This window comes from Hamadaea sp., from assembly GCF_013362815.1.
Taxonomy (GTDB): domain Bacteria; phylum Actinomycetota; class Actinomycetes; order Mycobacteriales; family Micromonosporaceae; genus Hamadaea.
Map to the genome: position 1 here is coordinate 162,445 of NZ_JABFVK010000013.1, position 24,577 is coordinate 187,021.

Below are 24,577 nucleotides of genomic sequence, written 5' to 3' on the forward strand. Positions count from 1 at the left end.
TGCGTGGAGATCCGCCAGCGCGTGAAGATGTCGGACGTGGCCCGAACGGCCGGCGTCTCGGTAGCCACCGTGTCCAAGGTCGTGAACGGGCGCTGGGGCGTCTCGCAGTCGACCGTGGACCGGGTTCAGCAGGTCATCGAAAGCCTCGGCTACGAGGCCAGCCTCGGTGCGCAAAGCCTGCGCAGTCATCGGACGCACGTCCTCGGCATCCTCGTCGCCGAGTTCGAGCCGTTCTCCACCGAGCTGCTCAAGGGCGCTTCGGCGGCGGCCGAGCAGACCGACTACGAGCTGCTCGCGTACGCCGCGGGCACGCGCGGGTCGAAAGTCGGCTGGGAACGGCGATCGCTGGCCCGGTTGTCGGGCACCCTGATCGACGGCGCGATCCTCGTGACGCCGACGGTGCTCGAGGCGAAGCAAGGGGTCCACGTGGTCGCCATCGACCCGCACACCGGGCCGTCGGGCATGCCCACGATCGACTCCGACAACTTCGCCGGAGCCCAGCTCGCGACCAACCACCTGCTCGAACTCGGCCATCGGCGGATCGGGTTCATCGGCGGCCGGCCCGATCTCGAGTCCGCCCGGCTCCGCGAGGTCGGCTTCCGGCAGGCGATGGCCGCGGCCGGGATCACCGTGGACGAATCGCTCGTCCGCGTCGGCGGCTACCGCATCGAGACGGCGGAGGGCCCGGCCCGGGAGGTGCTCAGCCAGCCCAATCGGCCGACCGCGGTGTTCGCCGCGAACGACTTGTCCGCGATCGCGACCGTGCACGCGGCCAACAGCCTCGGCCTCAGCGTCCCCGGCGACCTGTCGGTGATCGGCTTCGACAACGTCCCCGAGTCCGCGATGGCCTCACCGCCGCTGACCACCATCAAGCAGCCGCTGCAACAGATGGGCGCGGAGGCGTTGAGCCTGCTGGTCGACCTCATCGCGGGCGTCGAGCGCGACATCCACGTGCGGCTGCCCACTGAACTCGTCGTCCGCGCGAGCTGCCGCCGGCTGGATTAGGCGTCAGGCCCCGCGCCCGGTGCTTCCGCAGGCGAGCGGATCATGGGACGCTCACGCCATGAAGATCTTCGTCTCGCTGGACCTGGAGGGTGTCGCGGGCATCGTCGACTGGCAGCAGTGCGTCGCCGCCGGCGACGACTACGCGGTCGGCCGCGACCTTGCGCTCGGCGAAGTCAACGCGGCGATCGAGGGCATCATCGCGGCCGGGAAGATTTCGTCGGCCGGTGGGACTTCGCCGGCCGGTGGGCCTTCGTCGGTCGGTGGGACGTCGCCGGTCAGTGGGACCGAGATTCTGATCAACGACGCCCATTCGGTGATGCGCAACCTGCCGCCGTCGTTGCTGGCCGGTCGGGCGGCGTACCTGTCCGGGCGGTTCAAGCCGCTCTACATGATGCAGGGCCTCGACTCCTCGTTCGACGCGATCGTCTTCCTCGGCTATCACTCGGCCGCCGGAACGCCGGGGATCCTCTCGCACACCTACAACCCCAAGGCCATCGCCGACGTGCGTCTCGACGGCGTATCGACCGGCGAAGCGGGATTGAACGCGCTCGTCGCACAGCATTTCGGGGTTCCGGTCGCGGTAATCACCGGTGATCAGTACGTCGGCCCGGAAGCCGAGCCGTTCTGCCCCGGCGTGACCACCATCGTCGTCAAGGAGTCGATCAGCCGGTACGCCGCCGTCAGCGTCCACCCGGAGACGGCTCGTGAGTTGGTACGCGACGGCGTACGCGAGGCATTGGCTCAGCGAGGCGGATTGGTCGCGCCCCAGATCGCCATGCCCGCCACCCTCGAGGTGCGGTTCACCTCGCCGGACATGGCCGAGCAGGCGACCTGGATCCAAGGCGTCCGCCGCTTGGACCACGTCACGGTGGCGCTTACCGGCGACGAGCCGCTGGCCCTCTACCAGGCCTTCATCGCGCTTGTGTACCTCACCCGGTCCCTGGTCGAGAACTGACTTCGGCCCGCGTCCGTCCGGTGCCTACGGCCGAAGCGATTCCAGCCACGCGTGCAGGCGCGTGCCCTCGCGCGTCATCACCTCCGGCTCGCGCAACGCGTTCGCCATCAAGCTCATGCCTTGGTACGCAGAGACCAGAGTGAGTGCGTGGCCGGCTGGATCGGGTACCTGAGCGGCAGTGAACTGCTTCTCACACCAGTCCAGCAAAAGCCGCATGACGCGGCCGGCCTCGGCGTCGAGGTCTCCCTCGTCGCGCTTGTCGATCTCGGTGGCCAGCGAGCCGGTCGGGCACCCGTAGCGGGCGGCGATCTCGCGCTGACTGATCCAGGCGTCGATCAGCCCGTGCAACCGGTCGATCGGGTCCGCCGTCTCCTCCAACACCGCCGTCAGCTCGGCGAGCGTCTGCGCCTGCTCGGCGAGGGCGGCGTGGACCAGGTCGTCCTTGGTCTTGAAGTAGTAGTAGACGTTGCCGACCGGAACGTCGGCGGCGCGGGCGATGTCGGCGATCGTCGTGCGTTCGACGCCGCGCTGGTGCAGCACCTGGGCGGCGGCCGCGGACAGCCGGCGGCGCTTAGCAGACGATCGCGCCTGGGGCATTTCTGAGTTAGCCATCTCACTTAGCGTATCGCGATCTTCGTGTGATTCGGTAGCGTCCTCCTCAAGTGAGTCAGCCAACTAACTTAGGAGTACGAGATGATCGTCATCACCGGAGCCACCGGCAACGTCGGCCGCACCCTCGTCCGCCTGGTCGCCTCAAGCGGCCAAGCCGTCACCGCGGTGTCCCGGGGCATCCAGCCTGCCGACGTGCCGGCGGGCGTCCGAGCGGTCGCGGCCGATCTGGCCGACCCCGCGAGCCTGCGACCGGCACTCGACGGCGCGGACACCCTGTTCCTGCTGGTGGCAGGGGAGGACCCGGAGGGCATCGTCGCCGAGGCGAAGGCGGCGGGCGTACGGCGCATCGTGTTGCTGTCCTCGCAGGGCGCGGGCACCCGGCCGGGTGCGTACGCCCACGCGGTCGCCTTCGAGAACGCGGTCACCGGATCGGGCCTCGACTGGACTCTGCTGCGTTCGGGTGGGCTCGCCTCCAACGCGTACGCCTGGGTGCAGCCGATCAAGACCGCCCGGGTCGCCCCGGCCCCGTTCGGCGACGTCGGCCTGCCCTTCATCGACCCGGACGACGTCGCCGCCACCGCCGCAGCGGTGCTGATCTCGACCGGCCCGGCCGCTGATGTCCATAAGGGACAGACCTACGTCCTCACCGGACCGGCCATCACCACTCCGCGCCAGCGAGCCGAGGCCATCGCCGAGGCGCTCGGCGAACCCGTCGAGTTCGTCGAGCAGACCCGCGACGAGGCGTACGCCCAGATGACGCAGTTCATGCCGGCGCCGGTCGCCGAAGGGACGCTCGCCATCCTCGGTGCGCCGACCGAGGAGGAGCAGCAGATCAGCCCGGACGTCGAAAGCATCCTCGGTCGCCCCGGTACGCCGTTCGCCGAGTGGGCGCATCGCAACGCCCCTGCGTTCCGCTGAAATCGCTTGTCGGACCGTCTTCCGAAGGCCTACCTTCCGTACTCGTGGAGGAGGCCTTCGGAAGATTCGTCAACGTCGTCGACGTCGAGGCGACGTGCTGGACCGGTCAGCCGCCGCCCGGCGAGACGAACGAGATCATCGAGATCGGCGTATGCGTCGTCGACACCGCCGACTGGCGGCGTACCGAACGGCATCGCATCATCGTCCGGCCCCGCCGCTCGCGGGTGAGCCCATTCTGCACGGAACTGACCGGGCTGACCCAGGCCGAGGTCGACCGGGGAGTGGACTTCGCGACGGCGTGCGCGCAGCTCGACGGCGAGCTTCTCGGCCGCTTCCGCACCTGGGCCAGCTGGGGCGACTACGACCGCCACCAGTTCGAGCGCCAATGCGGTCCGGGTGGGGCCGCGTACCCGTTCGGCAGCCGCCACATCAACATCAAGCAGCATTTCGCCGACGCGTTCGGGCTGCGTCGCGGCATCGGCATGAGCCAGGCGCTCGACAAAGCGGGACTGCCGTTGGAAGGCCGTCATCATCGAGGCGACGACGACGCCTGGAACATCGGCGCGCTGGTGATCGAACTGGCCCGGCTCGGCCACCCGATCACCGCCGCGACGACGACGAAAGCGGACTTCACCTCTTGACGTTCTTTCCACCCTGGCGGGCGGAAATCCCCTCCGCCCCGCGCAGTTTCGCGCGCAGGGCCCGGGCGGAAACCTGCTTCGCAGCGCGGTGCCGGTACGGGTACCGGTCTTACCTGCGCTCCACGGGCGTTTGACTTGTCCCAGCTTCCCTGGGCCAATACGTTCAATGCCGCGTTAAGGTCGCGGTCGTGGGTGACACCGCACAGGCAAGTCCACGTTCGGACGGAAAGCGGTTTGGGGCCATCGAGCCGACCACATGCCGAGCACCTCTGAGACGTAATGGCCTCGACCTGGCCCGAATCGAAGGCCTGCGCCTCTAGCGCCGGGGCAACGCCTTGCTGGCGAAGCCCACATCGTAGGGTGAGCGCCGTGACGCAAGCCGAGCCCGCTGAATCCCCATGGACGCAGGTTGCACTGACTAGTCGCAGGTCGGCGGCGGTCGAGCGGCTCATGGCTGTCCTGATCGTCCTCACGGGAGTCGGGATCGCCGCCGGGTTCGGCGTCGCCCAGCGCGACCGGTGGTGGCTGGTCGCGCTCCTGGCCTTCGCTGCCGTTGTCTGCGTCGCCCTCGGCGTCGTCATCTGGCTGGGAGCCGGAGCGAACGCCGATGCGACGAAGCAGTTGCAGAGCACCGGGACGCGGATGTCCCTACCGGTGGTCGCGGGAACCGAGACCACCGAAGACTCGATCAGGTATCTGCTCGAGTTGCAGATCACGCCGCCCGGACAGCAGACCGTACTGGTCGAGCATGCGTGTGGGCACGGCACCTGCGTCGCGGCCGCGCGGACCGCGCCGGACTCCCAGGTGCCGGCGATCGTCGACGTCCAGGGTCGGGCGTGGGGAGTCGTCCACGACTGACCAGGCCCGCTCAGGCGATGCCGGGCAGGTCGAGAGTCGCCAGCCGGGCCGGATCGACGATGGCCGTGATGCCGGTGATCCGGCCGTCGGCGACGGTGAAGGACAGCAGTGACATCGGGCTGCCGTCCGCGCGCCAGGTGAGCATGCCGAGCAGTCCGTTGACGAAGACCGCGCGGCCGGCCGCGGCGGATCCGCCGCCCCAGCGGGCCCCGGCGGCGACCTTGGTGGCGCCGAGGACGACGATCTCGCCGTCCGGGCCGTCGACGGTCAGCCGGACCTCGGGATCGAGTACGCGCAACAGCCCGTCGAAGTCGCCGTCCCGGGCCGCCGCCAGGAAGGCGTTGACCACCTCGCGCTGTTCGGGACCGGCCGCCGTGTCGCGGTCGTGCGAGCGCACCTTCCGGCGAGCCCGGCTGGCCAGCATCTTCGTCGCGTCGGCCGATTTGCCCAGAATGCGGGCGATCTCGTCGAACGGGACGGCGAACATGTCGTGCAGCACGAACGCCAGGCGCTCGTTCGGTCCGAGCGAGTCGAGGACGACCAGCAGTGCCAATCCGACCGAGTCGGCCAGTGCCACGTCATCCTCGACATCCTGACCGTCGTCGGGCACGACGATGAGGTCGTAGGAGGCCTCGGGATGAGCCCGGCGCGACCGCAGCAGGTCGAGGCTGATCCGGCCGACGACCGTGGTCAGCCAGGCCGCCAAGTTGTCGATCGTCGCCGGATCTTGGCGGGAGAGCCGAAGCCAGGCTTCCTGGACGACATCCTCGGCGTCGGCGCGCGACCCCAGCATGCGGTACGCCACCCCGCGCAGCCGCTCGCGTTCGGCCTCGAACGCCGCCGCCGTCGGATCCGGGCTCGTGTCGGACATCTTGTTACCTTTCTCGGGACTGCTCCGTCATGGGTGACGACGAGCCCGACCGGGCGAAGGTAACCGAAGAAGGAGCACAAACTGATGGAAGCACGGCTGACCGGCGCGCCCAACGTCGATGTGATGACCGCCATCCAGCATCTCCACAAGGCGATCCAGGCCGGCGGGGTCGACCAGGGCGTACTCGAACTGGTTCATCTGCGGGCCAGCCAGATCAACGGCTGCAGCGTATGCGTGTTCTCCGGGGTCGCCTCGGCGAAGAAGCACGGGGAGACCGACGACCGACTCCACGGAGTCGCCGCTTGGCGGGAGATGCCGTTCTTCACCGACGCGGAGCGCGCGGCACTGGCCTTGACCGAGGCGGCAACCCGGATCCAGGACGGTGAACCGGGCGTCAGCGACGAGATCTGGGCCGAGGCGGCTGCTCACTTCGAGGACCAGCAGTTGTCGGCGATCGTGTTGAACATCGCGCTGACGAACTTCTTCAACCGCATCAACCGTACGGTGAAGGAACCCGCCGGCCGGACTTGGTGAGTCACGGTCTTGATCATGGTCATTTCCGGGCTGTGATGGCGACCTGGAAATGACCATTCCGCGTTGCGGACCGCTACCTCGCGGAACGGTGGTCCGCGGTGGTCTCCTTGTGTTCGACAGCGATCGATCGAATCGTCGCGCGAAGCTACGCAAGTGGAAGGAGCCCGCCATGTTCCGGGTGACCGCGGCTGTGGCCGCAATCGTGCTGGGAGTGGCCATGCTGGCACTACCCGGGCCCGCGTACGCACAGGACTTGATCGTCTGCAGCGGATCAGTGACCGTGCACTATGCTCCGCCGCTCGGTCCGCTGCCGCAGTCGACCACACAGGAAGTCACCGAGCGGCTGGGCGCGGACGATGACGGCAGCTGCACCGGGCCGTTCGCCGGAGGAATCGCCAGCACCGTGTTCGTCCAGCAAGTCAGCTGCCTGGCCCAGGGACTCGGCGACACGCTCGTGGCGAACGTCGTCACCTACAACTGGCACAACGGGCAGTTCAGCACCATCACCTACACGGTGACGACCGTCGTCCACGCCGCCAACCAGCTGATCGTGACTTCTACGGGCACCGTGACCAGCGGATACGGTCAAGGGCGGCTGTCGGAGCGGATCGCGGTCTACCTCGACCTCGACGTGCTCAGCTGCCTCGCGTCGAGCGTCGACCAGCAGACTGGAACCCTGTCGGTGACCATCGCCTGACCCGGTGAGCCACCGGCCTTGATCATGGTCATTTCCCCGTCGCTATCACGACCCGGAAATGACCATGATCATGCGAGCAAGGCGCTAGGAGTACACCGAAATCTCCGCCTGGTTCGCGCGCAACTGAACCTCCGTGACCGTCTGCCGCCAGTGTCCGACTTCAATCACGTAGACGCCGCGCCCGCCGGGGATGCCGTCGATCGCATACGTCTGACGACAACCGGTGTCAGGAGGTCCCGGACTGGTCAGGATCTTGCCCGCCGCGAGCTCGGTGCCCTCGGTGGTCAGGATCTTGATGGGGTCGCCCACCGTGAACCACCCTCCGGCGGAACCGCTGCATTCGCCGCTGATGGTCCAGCCGCCGCCGGTGAACGTCGCGACCGGCGGGGGAGTGGGCTCACCGGGGCCGCGGGCGATCCAGCCGATCAGCCCGGCCACCGCCGCCACTGCGACGAATGCGCTCGTCAACGCGATGATCTTCCAGCGCCGGAGCTCGCCCGGCCCGTCCCCCGCTGTCATGGGCGGCACGATAACGCATGCCGGCTAGCCTCGGTGCTAGCTGAGGGTGGGGGAAGGCGGGCTGGCCAAGGTGGCCCGCAGCTCGCTGTGACCGCCTTCGGAATCGAGTTTTCGCTCGGCGCGGGCGATGCGGGCATCGCTGGGATAAACGGCCCCGAAGAACAAGATCACGCTGACGGCGCCGCAGATCAAGTACGGCACCATGCTTTCCTCGACGAAGCTGCCCGCTAGGGCGGCGAGAGCGGGTGCTTGGGCTCCGGCCATCTGCCGGAACATGGCGACGACAAAGGCGTTCCGGGCGTCATTGCGTGCCTTGGCGTCCGAGACTCCTATGGGCAGCGGCTTGAGGCGGCCGAGCAGCGGTACTGCGCCGATCGAGATCACCGACAACGCAAGCGGGAGGTACAAACCTGGCCCACCGGTCCAACGCAGGGGCAGTACAAGGGCGACTACGACCGCGAAAAGGACCAACGAGATGCCGACGTTACGCATCATGCGCCGTAACGACTGGAGCTGATCGGTACCGGTGACCGCCATAGGCGTCAGGGTATCTCTATGTGTCACGCTAATCTGCAACCGCGGCGACCGCCTGCGTCATAAGGCTGCTCAGCGCGCTCTCAGCTGGGCAAACGCTATCGTTGTCGAAATGCGCGCCCCCGAAGTCGACTCGTCTAATCGTTCCCCGGCCCGTGCGGATGGCGGTCTTCGGCGGCGTGACGGTGGTCGGGCGGCGCGCCGCCTAGCCGTGGCGGCGGTCGTTGCGTACGTCTTGTCCGGCTGTTCGGGCGGCCCGGCCCGCCCGGAAGCAGGCAAGCCGACACAAATCCCTACTGCTTCGTCGACCGCGTCTGCCGAGTCTCGAAGCCCTGAGCCCAGCCGGATCGGCAATGCCACCGCCGCACCGTCCTGGCTGGGAACGCGAGTGCTCCCGGTAGGGCCGCAAGGGTTCGCCGCAGCCCGGCCGACGCCGTCCGAATTGCGTAATCGCTCGATCATCACCGTCGACGACCTGCCACCACCGGCGGACGGCCGGTTTCATGCAACCATCCAGGCGGTGCCGGCCGGCGTACTCGCTCGATCGAGCTGGACCAAGGACTGCCCGGTCACTGCCGCAGACCTGCGCTATCTCACGGTCAGCTTCCGCGGCTTCGACGGCCACGCCCACACCGGTGAGTTGCTGGCCAACTCCCGGGTGGCAGACGACCTGGTCACCGTGTTCAAGCGACTGTTCGCCGCAGGCTTCCCGATCGAGCGTATGCGGATCTCCAGCACCGAAGAACTGAACGCAGCGCCGACGGGCGACGGCAACACCACCGAGGCGTTCGCCTGCCGACCGGTACGCGGCCAAACGGGGTGGTCGCAACACGCGTACGGCCTCGCCGTGGATCTCGACCCGTTCCAGAACCCGTACCACAAGGGTGAGGTCGTCCTGCCGGAGCTCGCCACCGCCTACCTCGACCGAGCCGACGCACGACCCGGAATGGTGCGACCCGCCGGGCCGGCTGTCCGGGCGTTCGCTGCCATCGGCTGGAAGTGGGGCGGCGACTATCGATCGCTGAAGGACTACATGCATTTCTCCGCCACCGGCGGCTAGCCCGGTCCACGCCCGAGCCGTGGGAAGAAATCGACGCCGTGATGCCACTGTGGAATCATCGCCTTGGACAGGGCGCAGCGGGGGAGGCACGGTTTGCTCGGGAGGACGTTGCGCGAGCGGCGTGCACTGTCGGGTTTGTCCCAGGATGACCTGGCGCGGGCGGCCGGCATCGACGTCAAGACCATCCGCAACATCGAAGCCGGGCGGAACAAGCCTCGACCGTCGACCCTGCGCCTGCTCGCCGACGCGCTCGGCATCGAGGGCAAGGACCGGGACCGGTTGTTCGCCGCTGCGGCTCCGATCCGGTCGGCCGTCGCGCAGACGACAGTTCCGACGCCCGCGCAGCTGCCCGCTGACGTGCGATTCTTCGCTGGCCGCGACGCGCACTTGGCGACTATCCACGCAGCGCTGGACGTTGCGGCGACTGGCGGCAGCAGCACTGCTGCAGTCCCCATCGTCGCCATCTCGGGTAGCGCCGGCGTCGGCAAGACCGCACTCGCGGTGCATTGGGCCCACCGCGTCCGGGACAGGTTTCCCGGCGGCCAGCTCTACGTCAACCTTCGCGGGTTCGGCCCGTTCGGCTCGGCCGTTCAGCCGGCTGAGGCGATCCGCGGCTTTCTCGACGCGCTCGGCGTGCCGCCGCAGCGGCTGCCGGTCGACCTCGACGCGCAGGCAGCGCTCTATCGCAGCGTGCTGGCCGGCAAGCGGATGCTGATCGTGCTGGACAACGCGAGGGATGCCGAGCAGATCCGCCCGTTGCTGCCGGGCGTGGCCGGCTGCGCGGTGGTCGTGACCAGCCGCCGGGCGCTGGTCGGGCTCGTCGCGGCCGACGGTGCACATCCGGTCGTGCTGGATCTGTTCACGCACGCGGAGGCGCGCGAACTGCTGACCGCTCGGCTCGGCGACCGCCGGATCTCGGCGGAACCCGCCAGCGTCGACGAGCTCATCGACCGGTGTGCCCGGCTGCCGTTGGCGCTCGTCGTCGCGGCCGCCCGGTTGGCCACTCGACCAGACCTGCCGCTCACCTCGCTCGTGGAGCACCTTCGGCAGGCCAAGGCGGGGCTGGACGCATGGGCCGCCGACGATGCGCCGACCGACGTCCGGACGGTGTTCTCCTGGTCTTACCGGCAGCTCAGCATGCCCGCGGCACGACTGTTCCGGCTGTTGGGCCTGCATCCCGGGCCGAGCCTGTCCGCATCGGCTGCGGCCAGCCTCGCCGGAGTCGGGCTCGACGAAGTCCGGCGATCGCTGCGCGAGCTGACCGGCATGCATCTGCTCGCTGAATACACACCGGGCCGGTACGCGTTCCACGACTTGCTCCGTGCGTACGCGGCTGAACTGGTGAACGCCGACGACGAGGACGGCGACCGGGATCCGGCAGTACGTCGCGTACTCGACCACTACGTGCACAACGCATTCGCTGCGGCTCGGCTGCTCAGCCCGCATCGTGATCCGATCGGCGTACCGGGGTCGTCCGAGCACGTCCTCCTGGAAACGCTCGGCGATGGTCCGCAGGCGATGCGCTGGTTCGCCGCGGAGCACCAGGTACTCCTGAGCGCACTGGATCTCGCGATCCACCGTGGACTTGACGCGTACGCCGAACCCTTCGCCTGGTCGGTGACCGACTACCTGCAGCGCAAAGGACATTGGCAGGACCAGGCGGCGGTGCACATCACCGCTCTGGCCGCCACGCGGCGACTTGATGATCGCAGGGGGCAGGCGCGGGCGCACCGTCACCTGTCTCGCGCCTTCATCTTGATGGGCCGGCTGGACGACGCGTACGCACACTGCCAGCAGGCGCTGGAGCTCGCCGAGCAGGTCGGTGACGTCCCCGGCCAGGCGCACATGCACCTCAACGCCGCCAACCTGCTTGAGCAGCGGGGGGACCTGCCGGAGGCGCTCGTCCACGCGCAACGAGGTCTCGAACTGTTCGCCACGGTCGAGAACAAGTCCGGCCAGGCGAGAGCCCGCAACATGGTCGGCTGGTTCCACGCCCGGCTCGGCCGTTACCGTGACGCGCTGACTCATTGCGAGCTCGCGTTGACCGAACTGCTGGACATCAACGACAAGCAGGGCCAGATCTTCACCTGGGACAGCATGGGCTACATCCACCATCATCTCGGCCGGCACGAGCAGGCCGTCCTCTGTTTCCAGCACGCCCTCGGTCTGGCTCAGCAGTCCGGCGACCAGCATTCGGCTGCGGTCGTCCTCAACCACCTCGGCGACAATCACGAGTCGGCGGGCGATCTCGTGTCGGCACGTGACGTCTGGCAAGAGGCCCTCGACATCTTCACCGAGTTGAGCCACGCGGACGCCGACGAGATGCGCGCCAAACTCGCACGCCTAGGCACATCGAGCACTCCTCTCTGACCGGGTCGGGTCACGGATCGACCCGGCAGCTCCCCGGGCGGAAGCCGCCCAAGTGGACCCTGCCGACGACGGCTTCGCCGTGCGCTCGATGCTACGGGCCGCCAAGCGCCAGGCGGCCGACTACTCGCGTAGTTCCCGGCTAATTGCCGGTCAGTGCCCTCGTCCCGGCCGCCGCGGCAGTGGATCCTCACAAATCAGCGATTGGAAATGGATCCGCTCGATCTCAACTCCGCCATGGGATTGGAGACCTCGTGTCGCACGGCGATGAACGATGTGTGGTGCCCCTGATCAGGCCGCCGGGCAGGCGACAACCCTCGCGGTTGGCAGCAGTCCTGAGCCTGGTGACGTTCCTGCTGCTCGGGTTCGCCATGTCCGCACAAGCCAAGCCGCCTACCACCGAGCCACCGGCCGGCACATCGACGACCGTGAACCAGCCCGGTGGCGTGGACCGGTCAACCGTCGCGCCGGCCGACCGCGACCGGATCTTGCCGCCTCGTTGGCGCAGCTCGAAAGACCTCGCCTGGACCACATCCGGCGATGCGACCGGCTTTCATCTGCTGGTCGCCGAGGCGAGCACCGGCTACACCTGGCGGACCGTGGCGAGCCTGGCCGAACCGGGATTCGAGACCGACCGCTGGATCGGCAACGTCTGCTTCACGGGTTCGGGCAATCGGGCCATCGTGGTCTACGCGCCACGGCAGTTCACCAACCGAGACGACTTGTTCACGCGCGGCGGTTTCGCCGCCATCGTCGACGTCCGAACAGGCAAGGTCACCAAGCTCGCCATCACCGCGAGTCTGGCCTATTACAACCCTGGATGCGGCACGGCGGAGACCGGCGTACTAACGCAATCCGGCTATGCGCAGTTCGGCAAGACGCGCCTCTACGTCGCCGACGCAGCGACCGGCGCAATCGTCCGCAGCCACGAACTGCCCGGCCAGATCACGTCGGCCGTGCCGACCGGAGACGGCATAGTCGCAGCCGGCGGCCACGGCCTTATCGAGATCTCCCCGACCGGACGGCAGCGTACCGTCGCCACGACCGCAGGCGCCCCGTTCGCGTTGCACTCGGGCAGCAACGGCGTCACCTTCCTGGAGGCGCGCGGCGACACCGACGCCGTCGTGTCCACCATGGAGGGCGGCCGGGTGAAGGAGCTCGCCACCGGCCGCCTGACGGGCATCGGTCTCGCGTCGGGAACCGAAGGACGGGTGTTCATCACCGGGACGGCAACGGCGACGTCCGCGCTTCCGTCCGGAGTGCGGCTGCTCCCCGTACCGGCCAATGCCGAGATCTCCACCCACGGAGACGTCTCACTGACCCATGTCGCCGTCACCGGTGCGCAGGGCCAGGCGATCACCGCGCTCACGCCCGTCGCGCCGGACGCGGCCCAGCCGGTCGGGCTCCGCATGAGCGTGGACCGTACAAAGGCCACCGTCGATTTCCGAGTCGTACCTGGACAGCGAGCCCCGGCCACCATCGCTCAAGGGGGCGTCGAGGGACCCGCGATCAAGCCCGCGCAGCCCACGGCATACGGGGTCACCGCGGACTACAGCGGTACCACCACCGACCCGGACCGCACGTGCGCTGTGGCGCGCAACGACGTCGCAAGCCAGGTGTACCAACCGTCCTGGACCCAGGTCGAGTGGGCGGCCGACCTGGCGGTGCAAGGGGCGTTGACCGTCCAGCGTCCAGGCAACTGGCGCTACTCGCAGCTCGCGGCATGGTCGCCGCAGGCGATGTTCCCCCGCCGTGGACTCGTCAGCGGGTCTCAAGACCGGGTTCCGGCTCCGATCCTGCTCGGTGTGCTGGCCCAGGAGTCCAACCTGTGGCAGGCCTCCAACCACATTCTCGAAGGTGACGCCGGCAATCCGCTCGTCGGCAACTTCTACGGCCGGGCGCGCTCGTCCGACGGCGGCGCCGACACCTGGGCGATCCACTGGGCGGACGCCGATTGCGGATACGGCGTCGCACAGGTGACCGACGGCATGCGCCAATCCGACACGTCGCGAACCACCGCGCAGAAGCGTGCCATCGCGCTCGACTACGCCAGCAACATCGCCGCCGGACTGCAGATCCTGGAGGAGAAGTTCAACCAGACCTGGTCGTACAACATCAAGGTCAACAGCGGTAATCCGAAGTGGATTGAGAGCTGGTTCGCCGCGCTCTGGGCGTACAACACCGGGCTGCAACCACGCGATGCGGCCTCCGGCAACCCCGGTTGCCCGCCCGGGCCGACGTGCACCGACCCGGACGGCAATTGGGGCCTCGGCTGGGCCAACAACCCCATCAACCCGGACTACCCGGCCAACCGGCCGGCCTTCCTCGACGGCAACCAGTACGACCAAGCTCGCTACCCGCAGCAATGGCCGTATCCGGAGAAGGTGATGGGCTGGGCCGCGTACCCGATCGTCAAGAGCGACCCGTGGACCGGCGCGAACTATGCCGGGTACAAGCAGGCATGGTGGACCGACGCCTACTTCCGTACGCAGGTCAAGCCGCCGCGCAGCTTGTTCTGCAACATCGGTGCCAACCACTGCGATCCCAGCAGCGCCAACCCGTGCCAGCTCGCCAACTTCCACTGCTGGTGGCACGAGACCGCGATCTACAAGCCGTCCTGCCTGGGCCAGCTACCCGGCAGCACCACCACGCAGGTGTCCTGCGGGCAGGAGAGCATCACGTTCAAGCCGGGCGACCCGGAGCCTGCCGAAAAGCGGGACTGGTACCGGCCGGACTGCTCGCTCTCCGGCGTCCCGAGCGGCGCGTACATCATCGACGACGTCCCCGACTACGTCCCGGCGATCCACGACACGACCTGCTCGCCCAAGCCGTATACCAGCAGCGGCAGTATTCAGTTCAATTTCCAGTCGGACAACGCCGGCCTTTACCGATCCAAGGTCGACTTCCATCAGGTGGGCGGCGGCTTCGGCGGTCATTTCTGGTTCGCCTCCTCGCAGGTGCTCCTCGGCAGCGAGGAGTTCCGGGTGACCGGCACGTGGACGCTGAACCGGCAGCTGCTCGACACCTGGGCCCGGGTCCTGGTCTACATCCCGGACCACGGCTCCCGGACCCAACAGGCCCAGTATTACGTCAATCTCGGCGACGGCAGCGCCCCGAGACTGCGAGTGGTCAACGCCAAGAACTATTGGCAGACCAAGAAGGGACGATGGGTCCCGCTGGGTGCGTTCCACTTCAACGGAACCCCCTCGGTCAGCCTGAGCAACGGCATCAAGGACGAAAGCGGAAGCAAGAAGATCGCCTGGGACGCGATCGCGATCCAGCCGCTGCCGTCCAAACCGAAGAACTTCGTCGTGTCGATGGGGGACTCGTACTCCTCTGGCGAGGGGGCGACCAACGACCTCGTCACCGGGGCGGACTACTTCCGCGAAACCGATGCCGACGGCGACAGCGTGCTGGAGCAGAACGCCTGCCATCGCTCCAAGCTGTCGTGGACCCGCAAGGCGACCCTCAAGGACATGCCGGAGATCCCGATCGGATCCCGGGCCGACACACTGGACGCCGACCTGGACTTCCATGAGGTCGCCTGCTCAGGCGCGCTCAGCCACAATCTGCTTCCCTACGGCGAGACCAACGCCTTCGGGCGTACCTCGACGGGCCAATACAGCGAGGTCCCTCAGATGTCGGCGGGATATCTCGACGAGAACACCACCCTGGTCACGTTCTCCATCGGAGGCAACGACGTCCGCTTCTCCGACGTGCTCCAGCAATGCATCACCAGCATCACCGACTGCCAATACACCACCCTGTCCGGGGACACGGAACCCTTGGCGCAGGCGGAGAACCGGCTGATCTACGACCGGTACATGCCGAGCCTGCAGAAGGTGATCCAGCGGGTCCACGACCTCGCCCCCAACGCCAAGATCATGGTGATGGGCTACCCGGAACTCATCTCCAACGGTGGCACCTGTCTCAGCCCTCTCACGGTCCACGACCCCGATACGGGACTTCCGATAGGCACCGCCGGCATCAGCCCGACCGAGACCCAGTGGATCAGCAGCATGGCGGGCACCCTCGCCGAGGCCGAGCGTTCGGTGGCGGTCACCGAGTGGAACCTGCGCTACATCCCCGTCAAATACATCGATCCCCGGCAGTACTTCGCCGGTGAAGGCGTCTGCGGCGATCCCCACGAGTCGATCCACGGCCTGGTCTTCAGTTACACCCCCGGGGAGAGTCCACAGGTCCACCTGCCCGAGAACCCATGGTGGCGCATCGGCATATCCCAACAGTCCTTCCACCCGAATCCCGACGGCACCACCGACTACGCGAACGCGCTGATCACCACGCTGCGCCTTCCCGAGGTCGACCAATAATCCCGCCCAACTGTTCAGGAGGAACAATGCGCAAACTCGCCGCACGCACACTAGTCAGCGCGCTCATAGTGGCACTGATGGCAACTCTCGGAGTGACGGTCACCGCCGCCCCGGCGTCCGCGTCCACCAGCATCTCCTTCCAGAATCCGGGAGGCGACGTCTGGGGCACCGTGACGTTCTACAACGGACACAGCGTCAGCATCAGCGGCCACGTCTACGGCTGGAGCGCCGGTCCCGGCTACGAGACCCAGGGCATCTACTGGGTGGGAAACGGCCGGTACGGCTGCACGTCGACCCCGCTGCACCGCAACTACTCCGACGGCATCACCCGCTCTTACTCGGAGAGCATGAACTGTAGTTACGCCAACATCCAGGCCGTCTTCATCATGTATTACCTGTACAGCGGAGTCTTCACCACGCAGTACATCTACAACCCCTACGCATAACGCATCCCGGCTGCTGTGGATGGTGCGATGCGGCACCATCCACAGCGCCTTGCGTGGCAGTCGTCAGAGCCGCGACGGCTTCCGATCGTCCGGCGCCTCATCCCTCCGCTCGGCGTCGGTGCCAGTCCTCGGCCGCCGCGAGCATCGTCGTGCCCAGATAATCGAGGAGATCGCTGGTGTCGCTCAGGCGCGCTCCGGCCGGGGTCTCCGGGCCTAGGACGGCCGCACCCTGAGCGGCGAATCGGGCCAGCGCGATGTTCTGCTGTGCGCTGGCGATCCACGACTTGTGCCAGACATCGCCGTTGACGTGATACCGATCGTGCCGGGCACCGGGTTCGCGTTCACGCCGAGTGAGTTGCGCCTGCTCCAGATCGCCGATCGCCTTGGAGATCGTGGCTGGGCTGACACTGAGCTGGGCGACGAGCTCGGCGGCAGTGAGACTGCCGCTGTCGGTCGTGTACAGACAGGCCAGGATTCCGGCAGCCACGCGGCTCAACCCGGTTTGCATGCTCACCTCGGTGAGTTGTTGGCGGAAGGCACGGACCGCCTCGGGGTCGCGCCCGAACGACGTCGCATCCGCGTTCGGCGCCTGTGGCGTACTTGCGGATCGCCGTTTGGCGCGAGTGCCGGCCGTGCGGTGCGCCTGATCGGCTCGGTACGCGCGAGCGCCACCGTTGCGTTGCACTTCTCGCGTGACCGTCGAAGTCGGACGATGCAGCTCGCGGGCGATTTCTGCGAATCCCTGGCGGCTGGCGAGGCCGGCTGCGATCCGGCGCCGATCCTGCAGAGTGAGCCGTTCTCCGGGCATGCGGAAAAGTATGCCCTCGCAGTCGAGTGATAGCAACGCCGTCGATGCATTAGGCGGCATGTCGTTGCAACGATTAAACATAGGCACGCTGCTGATATGTTGCACAGTGGACGATTCAGCATTGCCTGAAGGCTGAACGCAACCTACCTTGTGAGACATGAACGCATCGACACCCTTCCGCACCTGGCACCGTCCACTGATGATCAACGTGACCCTCATGCTCGGGCTTGTCGCCGTTTCCGTCGCCGGTCTGGTCATCGATGACCGGGTGCTGCTGGGCGAGTCGGTCTGGGTGAAGCCGCTGAAGTTCGGGCTGGCGTTCACCCTGTACTCCGGCGTGCTGGCCTGGCTGCTGACCAAGCTGCACAAGGCCCGTCGGCTCGGCTGGTGGACCGGGACCGTCTTCGCGATCGCTGCGACACTGGAGGTCGCGGGCATCACGGTGCAAGCCGCGCGGGGAACCTTCAGCCATTTCAACGCCAACTTCGCCGACTCCGTGACCGTGGCGATGACTCAGCTGTTCACCTACGGTGTCGCGGCGATCCTCATCGCCCAGCTGGTCATCGCCGGGGTAGTGCTGGCGCAGCGTTCCCTCAGCAAGCCGCTCACCCGAGCAGTCCGGTACGGAATCGGCCTCGCCACGGTCGGCATGCTCGTCCCGGTCTGGTGGATGATCACCAACGTGCGCCAGCGCATCGTCGTCGACGCCAACGGCGACGAAATCACCATGTATCAAGGACACGGGATCGGCGATCTCGACGGCCACGGGATGTTCCTGACCAACTGGAGCGTCACCGGCGGCGACTTCCGCGTACCGCATTTCGTCGGCCTCCACGGAATCCACGTCCTGCTGCTGACCGCCTTCCTCGTCGGCCGGCTCGCCCGCAAGGTTCCCGCCTTGCGAGACGAGCTCGTGCAGGGGCGGCTGCTGACCGTCGCCGGGCTGGCGTACGCCGGACTGCTCGCGGTCCTGATCTGGCAGGCCGGGCGGGGACAGTCGCTGATCCATCCGGACGCCGCGACACTGCTGGGCTTCGGAACGGTCGCCGTCATCGCAATCGTCGGCGCCGCAACGGTATTGGCCGTCGCGCGCCATCGGCAGCTGGTCCTCCTACCGCCTACCGCCCGCGGGTGATCCCTCGTACTCGAGCGCGGACGTCGACTGCGACGTCCGCGCTCCCGTCCGCTTCACAGCTGCGAAGGGTGTCAAACCGCTTCGTTGAGCCAGGTCGGCAGCGGTTCCCGCGCCGACAGCCAGTCGGCCGGAATACCGTCGACTCCCGTGTAGGACGCGACGACGCCACCCGCGATCGCGGCGGTCGTGTCGATGTCGCCGCCGACGCGTACGCAGGTGCGGATCGTCTCGGCGTAATCGTCGAGGTGCTTCGCCGCCGCCCACAACGTGAAAGGCACGGTGTCCTGCGCGGTCACCAAATTGCCGTTGCCGAGCTCGTAAGCGACCTCGTCCGGCGACAGGTGCAGCATGCGCCTCGCTCGCGCGATGCCTTTGCGTACCGTGCTTTCCGGGGTCAGCGCCAGCACCGCGTCCAGGAACGGGCCCGGCTTCGTGCGTACCCCTGAAACTCGACCGGAGGCCGCGACACTCGCGGCCACCGCGACCGCGACGGCCCCAGCCACCCCCTCGGCGTGCGCGTGGGTGACTTCCGCGGACAGCGCGGCCTGCGCGGCGGCTCGCTCCGGTTCACCCACGTGGTACGCACCCAGCGGCGCGACCCGCATCGCTGCGCCGTTGCCGCACGAACCTTGACCGTCGAAGGCCGCCGCCGCGGCATCTCGCCACGGCACCCCCTTGCGAATGCTGTGCAGGATGACGAACGCGCCGACGCCGTAGCCGCGATTGGGTTCGCAGCGTTCGGCGAAGACCTCGGCGAGCAGATCCTGATCGATCTGCTGCTTCTCCTGCAGCAGCCAGAAGACGGAGCACGCCATCTCGGTGTCGTCGGTCCATTCCCAGACCGGAGGCGGCGTGATGCCGTTCAGCAGATCGTCGACCCGGCGGCCGACCATGAAAAACTGGGCTCCAAGCGCATCGCCGACCGAAAGGCCGGCCAAACTGTCTGCGGCGTAATTGAGCCGCGTCCCCTCGTGTAGAACAACTCTCATCGTGCCGACCATCCTGGCCGGAAACGTCGGCCGGGGCAACCGAACTATCAGCCGATCCAGCCCCGGCGCGCGGCTTCGTGACCTAGCTGGAAGCGAGTCACCGCGCCGGTCCGCTCCATGAGGCTGCCGATGCGGCGTTGCACGGTACGCAGAGACTTGCCGAGCTGGCTGCCGATGGCCTGGTCGGTGATCCCGGCGAGGAGCAGCCCGAGGATGCGGGCGTCGGTTTCGTCGATGTCCTGGGCGGCGAGTTCGGTGATGCCGGTGGGGCTGGGCAGGATCTCGTTCGCCTGGGCCCAGACCAGCTCGAACAAGGTGATCAGGGCATCCAGAAGCCCGCTCGGATGGATCAGCAACGCCCCCGATTCGCGCTGCCCGGCTCCGGTGAGCAGCGGCAGCAACGCCAACGAGTGGTCGGCGATCACCATGCGTAGCGGGACTTCGCCGGTGACGCGGATCGTTTCGCCGAGGCGGAGGGAGTCGGCGGCGCGCTCGACGAACCGGGGGTCGGCGAAGGCGGCCCGGTCGACGACGACGCGGTAGCGTACGCCGCGTTCGAGGGCGATGTCCTCGTCGGTGTTCTCCTCGGCGGAGACGACCGCTTCGGCCGGTTTGAGCAGTGCGCGTACCTCGGTCTTGGCCGAGCGCTGGAGCTGGGCGAAGCGCTGGGCGATGGCCTGCCGTCCGCGTACGACGTCCACCACGTCGACGTCCGAGCGGGCGGCTGCCTCGGTCCGGTACTGCTCGGCCAGGCGCATGATCTCCAGCTGGGCGCGCCCGATGTCGTCCTGCCGCTGGACGATGAGCGAACCGAGGGCGACGTCGGGTGGTGCGGCGACATAGTGGCTGGGCGTCGCGGTGGACCGGGCGACCAGCCCCTTTTCTTCCAGCAGGGTGAGTGCCTCGCCGACGGCGGCCGGGTCCGCCTGAATCGCTGTGGCCAGGTGGTCCGATGCCGCCGAGGCCAGTGCGAGCAGGCGGCGGTACGCACGCTCCTCGAGCGACGACAGGCCCAGGACATCGAACATCGGCACCTTCCCGGTGATCAGGAAAATGGCGGAGATGTGTCATGGCACGTATCCGCCATTGAGCAGCGTACGCCGGACGTGAAAGCGTCTTGCCGACCCGGTGGTTCCCCTCGAAAGGCAAGGGCATGTCCAGATTCCCGCGAGCGTGGTCGTTCGGCTTCGCCGCGCTCATGGCCGCCGCGGCCCTCGCCGCCCCGGGTACGCCCGCAGCCGGCGACCCGGAAACGCCCGCGCTCGCGACAACGGAGGCGAGCACGGTGACCCTGGTGACCGGTGACGTCGTGAGGGTGACGACGCTGGCCGGTGGCGCGCAGACGGCGGAGATCACCCGGCCGGACGGGGCGACCGGCGGCGTACGCCTCCAGCAGCTCGACGACGACCTCTACGTGCTCCCCGACGAGGCGGTGCCCCTGATCGACGCGGGCCGGCTCGACCGGCGGCTGTTCGACGTCAGCGACCTGATCGAGATGGGCTACGACGACGCGCACACGGTCGAAGTTCCGCTGATCGCGGCGTACGCGCCGACGCCAGCGGCTCTAACCGCCGGCAAAGCGAGCACCGACACGAGCCGGGGAGCGCCGAAGGGCAGCCGCCTCGTCCGCCAGCTGCCCAGCGTCAGCGGTGCTGCGTTGGCCGCCCCGAAGTCGCAGACGCGCGCGTTCTGGACGGCGATCGCCGGTGACGGTGTGCTGAAGGGCGGGCTGGCCAAGGTCTGGCTGGACGGCCGCGTACAAGCGGATCTGAAGGAGAGCGTGCCGCAGATCGGCGCGCCGACCGCGTGGGCCGCCGGGTACGACGGCAAGGGCGTCAAGGTCGCCGTGCTCGATACCGGTGTCGACGTGACCCACCCGGACCTCGCCGGTCAGATCGACGAGAAGGTCAGCTTCGTGCCGGGCGAGGACACCTCGGACGTCAACGGCCACGGCACGCACGTCGTGTCGACCATCGTCGGCACCGGAGCCGCCTCGGGCGGTGTCTACAAGGGAGTCGCGCCGGGCGCAGACCTGATCTTCGGCAAGGTTCTCGGCGGGGCCGAAGGCTTCGGGCAGGACTCCTGGGTCATCGCGGGTATGCAGTGGGCCGCCGAGTCGGGCGCGGACGTCGTCAGCATGAGCCTGGGCGACTCGCTGCCCTCGGACGGTTCCGATCCGATGTCCATGGCGGTGAACACGCTGACCGAGCAGTACGGCAGCCTGTTCGTCATCGCGTCGGGCAACGCCGGGCCCGAGACCATCGCCGCCCCGGGCGCGGCCGCCGCCGCGCTCACCGTCGGCGCGGTCGACAAGAAGGACCGCCTCGCGAGCTTCTCCAGCACTGGTCCGCTCACGATCACGGGAGCCATCAAGCCGGATATTTCCGCGCCCGGCGTCGACATCACCGCTGCCCGTTCGCAGCAGATGACCTCCGGCAGCGGCTGGTACCGCACGATCAGCGGCACGTCGATGGCCACTCCGCACGTCGCCGGGGCGGCCGCGATCCTGGCCCAGCGTCATCCGGACTGGTCGGCCGCCCGGCTCAAGGACGCGCTGATGAGCAGCAGCAAGGGGCTGGCGTACTCGCCGTATCAGGTGGGGACCGGCCGGGTCGACGTCGCCGCCGCGATCACGCGTACGGTCCAGGCCACCGGATCGGTGTTCCTCGACAACTTCACCTGGCCTCACGAAAGCTCCGACGCGCCGGTGGGCAAACCGGTCACCTTCACCAACTCCGGCGACACCGATGTCACTCTCACGCTAGCCATCGCCGGGACCACGCCCTACTCGATCAGCAGCCCGTCCGTGACCGTCCCCGCCGGGGGCTCGGCGTCCGTCACCGTCACCGGCGACCCACAGGCGGCAGGGGTCGGCACGACCAACGGCGCTTACCTCGTCGGCACCGATGCGTCGACCGGGATCGCCGTCACGCGTACCAGTCTGGCCTTGCTCAAAGAGGCTGAGCGATATGACCTGAAGCTGAAGGTCATCGGCCGGGACGGACGGCCGGTCTCTTCCTACGTGGTCCTCAACAAGGCCGGCGGGACATCGCCGGGCAGCTATCTGGTCGACGGTGAGCGGACCTTGCGCCTCGCGCCGGGCACCTACACCGCGGAGACGTATCTCGATGTTCCAGGTGAGGCGCCGGACCGGCTCGGCAAGGTCTTGATGGTCGCGCCGGAGGTCTCGCTGACCGCGTCGGCCGAGGTGGTGCTGGACGCGCGGACCGCGCGGCTGGTCGACGCGCACGCGCCGCAGCAGACCGCGAACCGTCAGCGCCGCCTCGACTACCAGGTGCGTTACGGCGAGGGCGGCCAGTTCCGCGAGTCGTTCCTCACCGCCGCCACGGTCGACGACCTCTACCTGACGCCCACGCCCGCGACCAGCAGGGCCGCGTTCACCCTCGCCACCCGCTGGCGGCAGGGCGAACCGCAGGTCACGCTCGCGGCCTCGGGCGTGCCGGGCATCGAGGCCACGATCCAGTCGGGCAGCACGCTCTCCGCGAGTCAGGCAAATCTTCCCATCTTGTACGCACACCGCGGCGCGTCCGCCGACTACGCCGGCCTCGACGTCACCGGCAAGGCGGCGATTGTCGACCGCACCGACGCGGTCACGCCGGCTGCTCGCGTCGCAGCGGCCGCAGCCGCCGGAGCGAAGCTGCTCGTGGTCGTCAACGACGGGGTCGGAAACCTGAATGAGAGCGTCGGCGCGTCACCGATCCCGGTCGTCGTGGTGCATCGCGACACCGGCGCGGCGCTGATTCGTCTCGCGGAGGCGGGAACGCTGCGGCTGAACGTCAAGCTGACGCCGTACGCGAGTTACGTCTACGACCTGCTGCGCACGTACGCCGGGCAGGTGCCGGACCGGGATCTCACGTACGCGCCGACGCAGGACGAGCTGGCCCGCATCGACGCCCGCTACCACGCCGTGGCGGACGTGCTCGGCCAGGGATTCCGGTACGACATGACGTTCACGCCGTCGGCCGGACTCGAGGAGCGCGAGTACTACCCGGGCACCCGCACCGAATGGGTGACACCCGCCGTGACCTGGCACGAGGGGCACACCCAGGCGGGAGTCTGGGAAGACCGCGCCAACCTCAACGCGTACGCCCAGGGGACGCGGACGGTGCTCGACTGGTTCAAACCGGCTGTGCACCCGTCGTTCGGGCAGGGCTTCTCGGTCCGCAACGCCCGGACCGTGGACCGCATGACCTTCAACGTCCAAGCTTGGACGGCATCGGGGGAGGTCATCGACCACGGCGGCACCCTGGGCGGGACGGTTCCGGAGAGCCTGAAGCTCTATCAGGGCGACACCCTGATCCGGCAGTCCTCGTCGAGCGCGCTGCAGAACGTCACCGTTCCGTCCGGCGTACGCGCCTTCCGGCTGGTGCACGACGCGTCCCGCCCGGCCGACATCTGGCGGCTGTCGACGCGTACGCACACCGAGTGGTCCTTCACCTCCGGCACGACGACCGCCAATACGCCGTTGGCGCTGCCGGAGCTCGATTACGACCTGCCTGCCGACCTGCACGGCGACGTCAACGCGGGCAGTACGCAGCACATCCGGCTGGAAGCAGGTCCGCAGCTCGGCGGGGGAGTCGACGGTGGCCCCGTGACGACGGTGACGCTTCAGGTGTCCTACGACGACGGTGCCACCTGGACACCGGTCACGTTGACCCAGCGGTCCGGCGGTTGGGAGGGCGACCTCAAACTGCCGAAGCAGGCGGGATTCGTCTCGCTGCGGACGGCGGCGACTACTGCGGACGGCTGGACCGTCGCGCAGGACGTCATCCGCGCGTACGGGGTTCGGTAGGGGCCGTTCTCGCCGGGGCCGGTTGCCCCCTCAACCGGCCCCGGCTCACGGACGCGCACCTACGTCTGCCGCTCCAGGCAGGTGACCGAGACGGGAGTCAGCGCGATGCCGGAGAGCAGGCTCTCCGGCGTCCCGCAGAAGAACTTCTCGGTGTCGCGCCCGTGAACGGTGAACTCGCCGGCGACTGTGCCTACCGCCGGAGCTCCGTTCAGCGGTACGCAGTTCCCGGCTCCGGTGCCCGTCGATCCGAGGACCGTCACGGTGTCGCAGAGATAGTCGCGCAGGGCCGCATGGGCCGGTGCCGCGATGAAGACGGCGCTTGCGGCCGTGGCCAGCGCCGCCGCGAGCGTGAGGCGTACTGTGCGCTGTCTGGTGGATCCCATGGGCTACTCCTTCAGGTTGCTCGAAACATCGACGTAAACACCCGGCTCAATGTGCGGCAAGACGTCGTTCCGGGTCACGGAACGGCGTCTTAAGGAACTCT

General features: G+C 68.1%; 22 protein-coding genes. 13 read left to right on the top strand and 9 right to left on the bottom strand.

Annotated elements, in window-relative coordinates; genetic code table 11:
- The first annotated feature begins 3 nt into the window (after positions 1-3).
- The gene (locus HOV77_RS05755) at positions 4-1,005 is read left to right on the top strand and encodes a LacI family DNA-binding transcriptional regulator (protein WP_290858530.1); all 1,002 of its coding nucleotides are present in this window, start codon (positions 4-6) and stop codon (positions 1,003-1,005) included.
- Positions 1,006-1,063: 58 nt separating this feature from the next.
- The gene (locus HOV77_RS05760; RefSeq protein ID WP_290858532.1) at positions 1,064-1,960 is read left to right on the top strand and encodes a M55 family metallopeptidase; all 897 of its coding nucleotides are present in this window, start codon (positions 1,064-1,066) and stop codon (positions 1,958-1,960) included.
- Between the two features lie 24 nt (positions 1,961-1,984).
- Here the strand turns inward: HOV77_RS05760 and HOV77_RS05765 are convergent, their stop codons facing one another.
- Complete coding sequence (locus HOV77_RS05765) at positions 1,985-2,572, bottom strand: TetR/AcrR family transcriptional regulator (RefSeq protein WP_290858535.1); 588 nt, start codon at positions 2,570-2,572, stop codon at positions 1,985-1,987.
- An 81-nt stretch (positions 2,573-2,653) separates the two neighbouring features.
- Here HOV77_RS05765 and HOV77_RS05770 point away from each other — a divergent pair, with 81 nt between their 5' ends.
- Positions 2,654-3,490 (top strand): NAD(P)H-binding protein, encoded by an 837-nt coding sequence (locus HOV77_RS05770; protein ID WP_290858537.1) that lies wholly within the window; start codon positions 2,654-2,656, stop codon positions 3,488-3,490.
- Positions 3,491-3,534: 44 nt separating this feature from the next.
- Positions 3,535-4,131: a 3'-5' exonuclease gene (locus HOV77_RS05775; RefSeq protein WP_290858539.1), complete on the top strand. Its 597-nt coding sequence runs from the start codon at positions 3,535-3,537 to the stop codon at positions 4,129-4,131.
- Here the strand turns inward: HOV77_RS05775 and HOV77_RS05780 are convergent.
- Positions 4,020-4,583, bottom strand: a complete 564-nt coding sequence (locus HOV77_RS05780) for a zinc ribbon domain-containing protein (protein WP_290858541.1) — start codon at positions 4,581-4,583, stop codon at positions 4,020-4,022. The genes HOV77_RS05775 and HOV77_RS05780 overlap by 112 nt on opposite strands.
- On the opposite strand from HOV77_RS05780, the gene HOV77_RS05785 reads away from it, so the two are divergent.
- Positions 4,582-4,989, top strand: a complete 408-nt coding sequence (locus HOV77_RS05785; RefSeq protein WP_290858543.1) for a hypothetical protein — start codon at positions 4,582-4,584, stop codon at positions 4,987-4,989. The genes HOV77_RS05780 and HOV77_RS05785 overlap by 2 nt on opposite strands.
- Positions 4,990-4,999: 10 nt before the next feature.
- On the opposite strand, the gene HOV77_RS05790 is transcribed toward HOV77_RS05785, so the two are convergent.
- Positions 5,000-5,860 carry a sigma-70 family RNA polymerase sigma factor gene (locus HOV77_RS05790; RefSeq protein ID WP_290858545.1) on the bottom strand — a complete coding sequence of 287 codons (861 nt, stop codon included), beginning with the start codon at positions 5,858-5,860 and terminating at the stop codon, positions 5,000-5,002.
- An 84-nt stretch (positions 5,861-5,944) separates the two neighbouring features.
- Here HOV77_RS05790 and HOV77_RS05795 point away from each other — a divergent pair, with 84 nt between their 5' ends.
- Complete coding sequence (locus HOV77_RS05795; protein WP_290858547.1) at positions 5,945-6,394, top strand: carboxymuconolactone decarboxylase family protein; 450 nt, start codon at positions 5,945-5,947, stop codon at positions 6,392-6,394.
- A 169-nt stretch (positions 6,395-6,563) separates the two neighbouring features.
- Complete coding sequence (locus tag HOV77_RS05800; RefSeq protein ID WP_290858549.1) at positions 6,564-7,091, top strand: hypothetical protein; 528 nt, start codon at positions 6,564-6,566, stop codon at positions 7,089-7,091.
- Positions 7,092-7,175: 84 nt separating this feature from the next.
- Here HOV77_RS05800 and HOV77_RS05805 read toward each other — a convergent pair whose 3' ends face one another.
- Positions 7,176-7,610 (bottom strand): hypothetical protein, encoded by a 435-nt coding sequence (locus tag HOV77_RS05805; protein WP_290858551.1) that lies wholly within the window; start codon positions 7,608-7,610, stop codon positions 7,176-7,178.
- A 36-nt stretch (positions 7,611-7,646) separates the two neighbouring features.
- Positions 7,647-8,147 (bottom strand): hypothetical protein, encoded by a 501-nt coding sequence (locus tag HOV77_RS05810; protein WP_290858553.1) that lies wholly within the window; start codon positions 8,145-8,147, stop codon positions 7,647-7,649.
- Between the two features lie 385 nt (positions 8,148-8,532).
- On the opposite strand from HOV77_RS05810, the gene HOV77_RS05815 reads away from it, so the two are divergent.
- The 4 genes from HOV77_RS05815 to HOV77_RS05830 all read left to right on the top strand — a co-directional run bounded on the left by HOV77_RS05815 (position 8,533) and on the right by HOV77_RS05830 (position 16,348).
- Positions 8,533-9,204, top strand: a complete 672-nt coding sequence (locus tag HOV77_RS05815) for a M15 family metallopeptidase (RefSeq protein WP_290858555.1) — start codon at positions 8,533-8,535, stop codon at positions 9,202-9,204.
- 108 nt (positions 9,205-9,312) lie between these two features.
- Complete coding sequence (locus HOV77_RS05820) at positions 9,313-11,574, top strand: tetratricopeptide repeat protein (protein ID WP_290859677.1); 2,262 nt, start codon at positions 9,313-9,315, stop codon at positions 11,572-11,574.
- 320 nt (positions 11,575-11,894) lie between these two features.
- Complete coding sequence (locus HOV77_RS05825) at positions 11,895-15,902, top strand: SGNH/GDSL hydrolase family protein (protein ID WP_290858557.1); 4,008 nt, start codon at positions 11,895-11,897, stop codon at positions 15,900-15,902.
- 77 nt (positions 15,903-15,979) lie between these two features.
- Positions 15,980-16,348, top strand: a complete 369-nt coding sequence (locus HOV77_RS05830; protein WP_290858560.1) for a hypothetical protein — start codon at positions 15,980-15,982, stop codon at positions 16,346-16,348.
- Positions 16,349-16,445: 97 nt separating this feature from the next.
- Here HOV77_RS05830 and HOV77_RS05835 read toward each other — a convergent pair whose 3' ends face one another.
- Complete coding sequence (locus HOV77_RS05835) at positions 16,446-17,156, bottom strand: helix-turn-helix domain-containing protein (protein WP_290858562.1); 711 nt, start codon at positions 17,154-17,156, stop codon at positions 16,446-16,448.
- A 157-nt stretch (positions 17,157-17,313) separates the two neighbouring features.
- On the opposite strand from HOV77_RS05835, the gene HOV77_RS05840 reads away from it, so the two are divergent.
- A complete protein-coding gene (locus tag HOV77_RS05840; RefSeq protein ID WP_290858565.1) occupies positions 17,314-18,291 on the top strand; it encodes a hypothetical protein in 978 nt (325 codons plus the stop codon).
- A 71-nt stretch (positions 18,292-18,362) separates the two neighbouring features.
- Here HOV77_RS05840 and HOV77_RS05845 read toward each other — a convergent pair whose 3' ends face one another.
- Together HOV77_RS05845 and HOV77_RS05850 are read right to left on the bottom strand one after the other, a co-directional pair.
- Positions 18,363-19,280: an ADP-ribosylglycohydrolase family protein gene (locus HOV77_RS05845; protein ID WP_290858571.1), complete on the bottom strand. Its 918-nt coding sequence runs from the start codon at positions 19,278-19,280 to the stop codon at positions 18,363-18,365.
- A gap of 47 nt (positions 19,281-19,327) precedes the next feature.
- Positions 19,328-20,308 (bottom strand): helix-turn-helix domain-containing protein, encoded by a 981-nt coding sequence (locus HOV77_RS05850; protein WP_290858584.1) that lies wholly within the window; start codon positions 20,306-20,308, stop codon positions 19,328-19,330.
- A 125-nt stretch (positions 20,309-20,433) separates the two neighbouring features.
- On the opposite strand from HOV77_RS05850, the gene HOV77_RS05855 reads away from it, so the two are divergent.
- Complete coding sequence (locus tag HOV77_RS05855; RefSeq protein WP_290858592.1) at positions 20,434-24,093, top strand: S8 family serine peptidase; 3,660 nt, start codon at positions 20,434-20,436, stop codon at positions 24,091-24,093.
- Between the two features lie 59 nt (positions 24,094-24,152).
- Here HOV77_RS05855 and HOV77_RS05860 read toward each other — a convergent pair whose 3' ends face one another.
- Entirely contained in the window at positions 24,153-24,476 is a 324-nt protein-coding gene (locus HOV77_RS05860; protein ID WP_290858595.1) for a hypothetical protein, read from the bottom strand.
- Between the last annotated feature and the right edge of the window lie 101 nt (positions 24,477-24,577).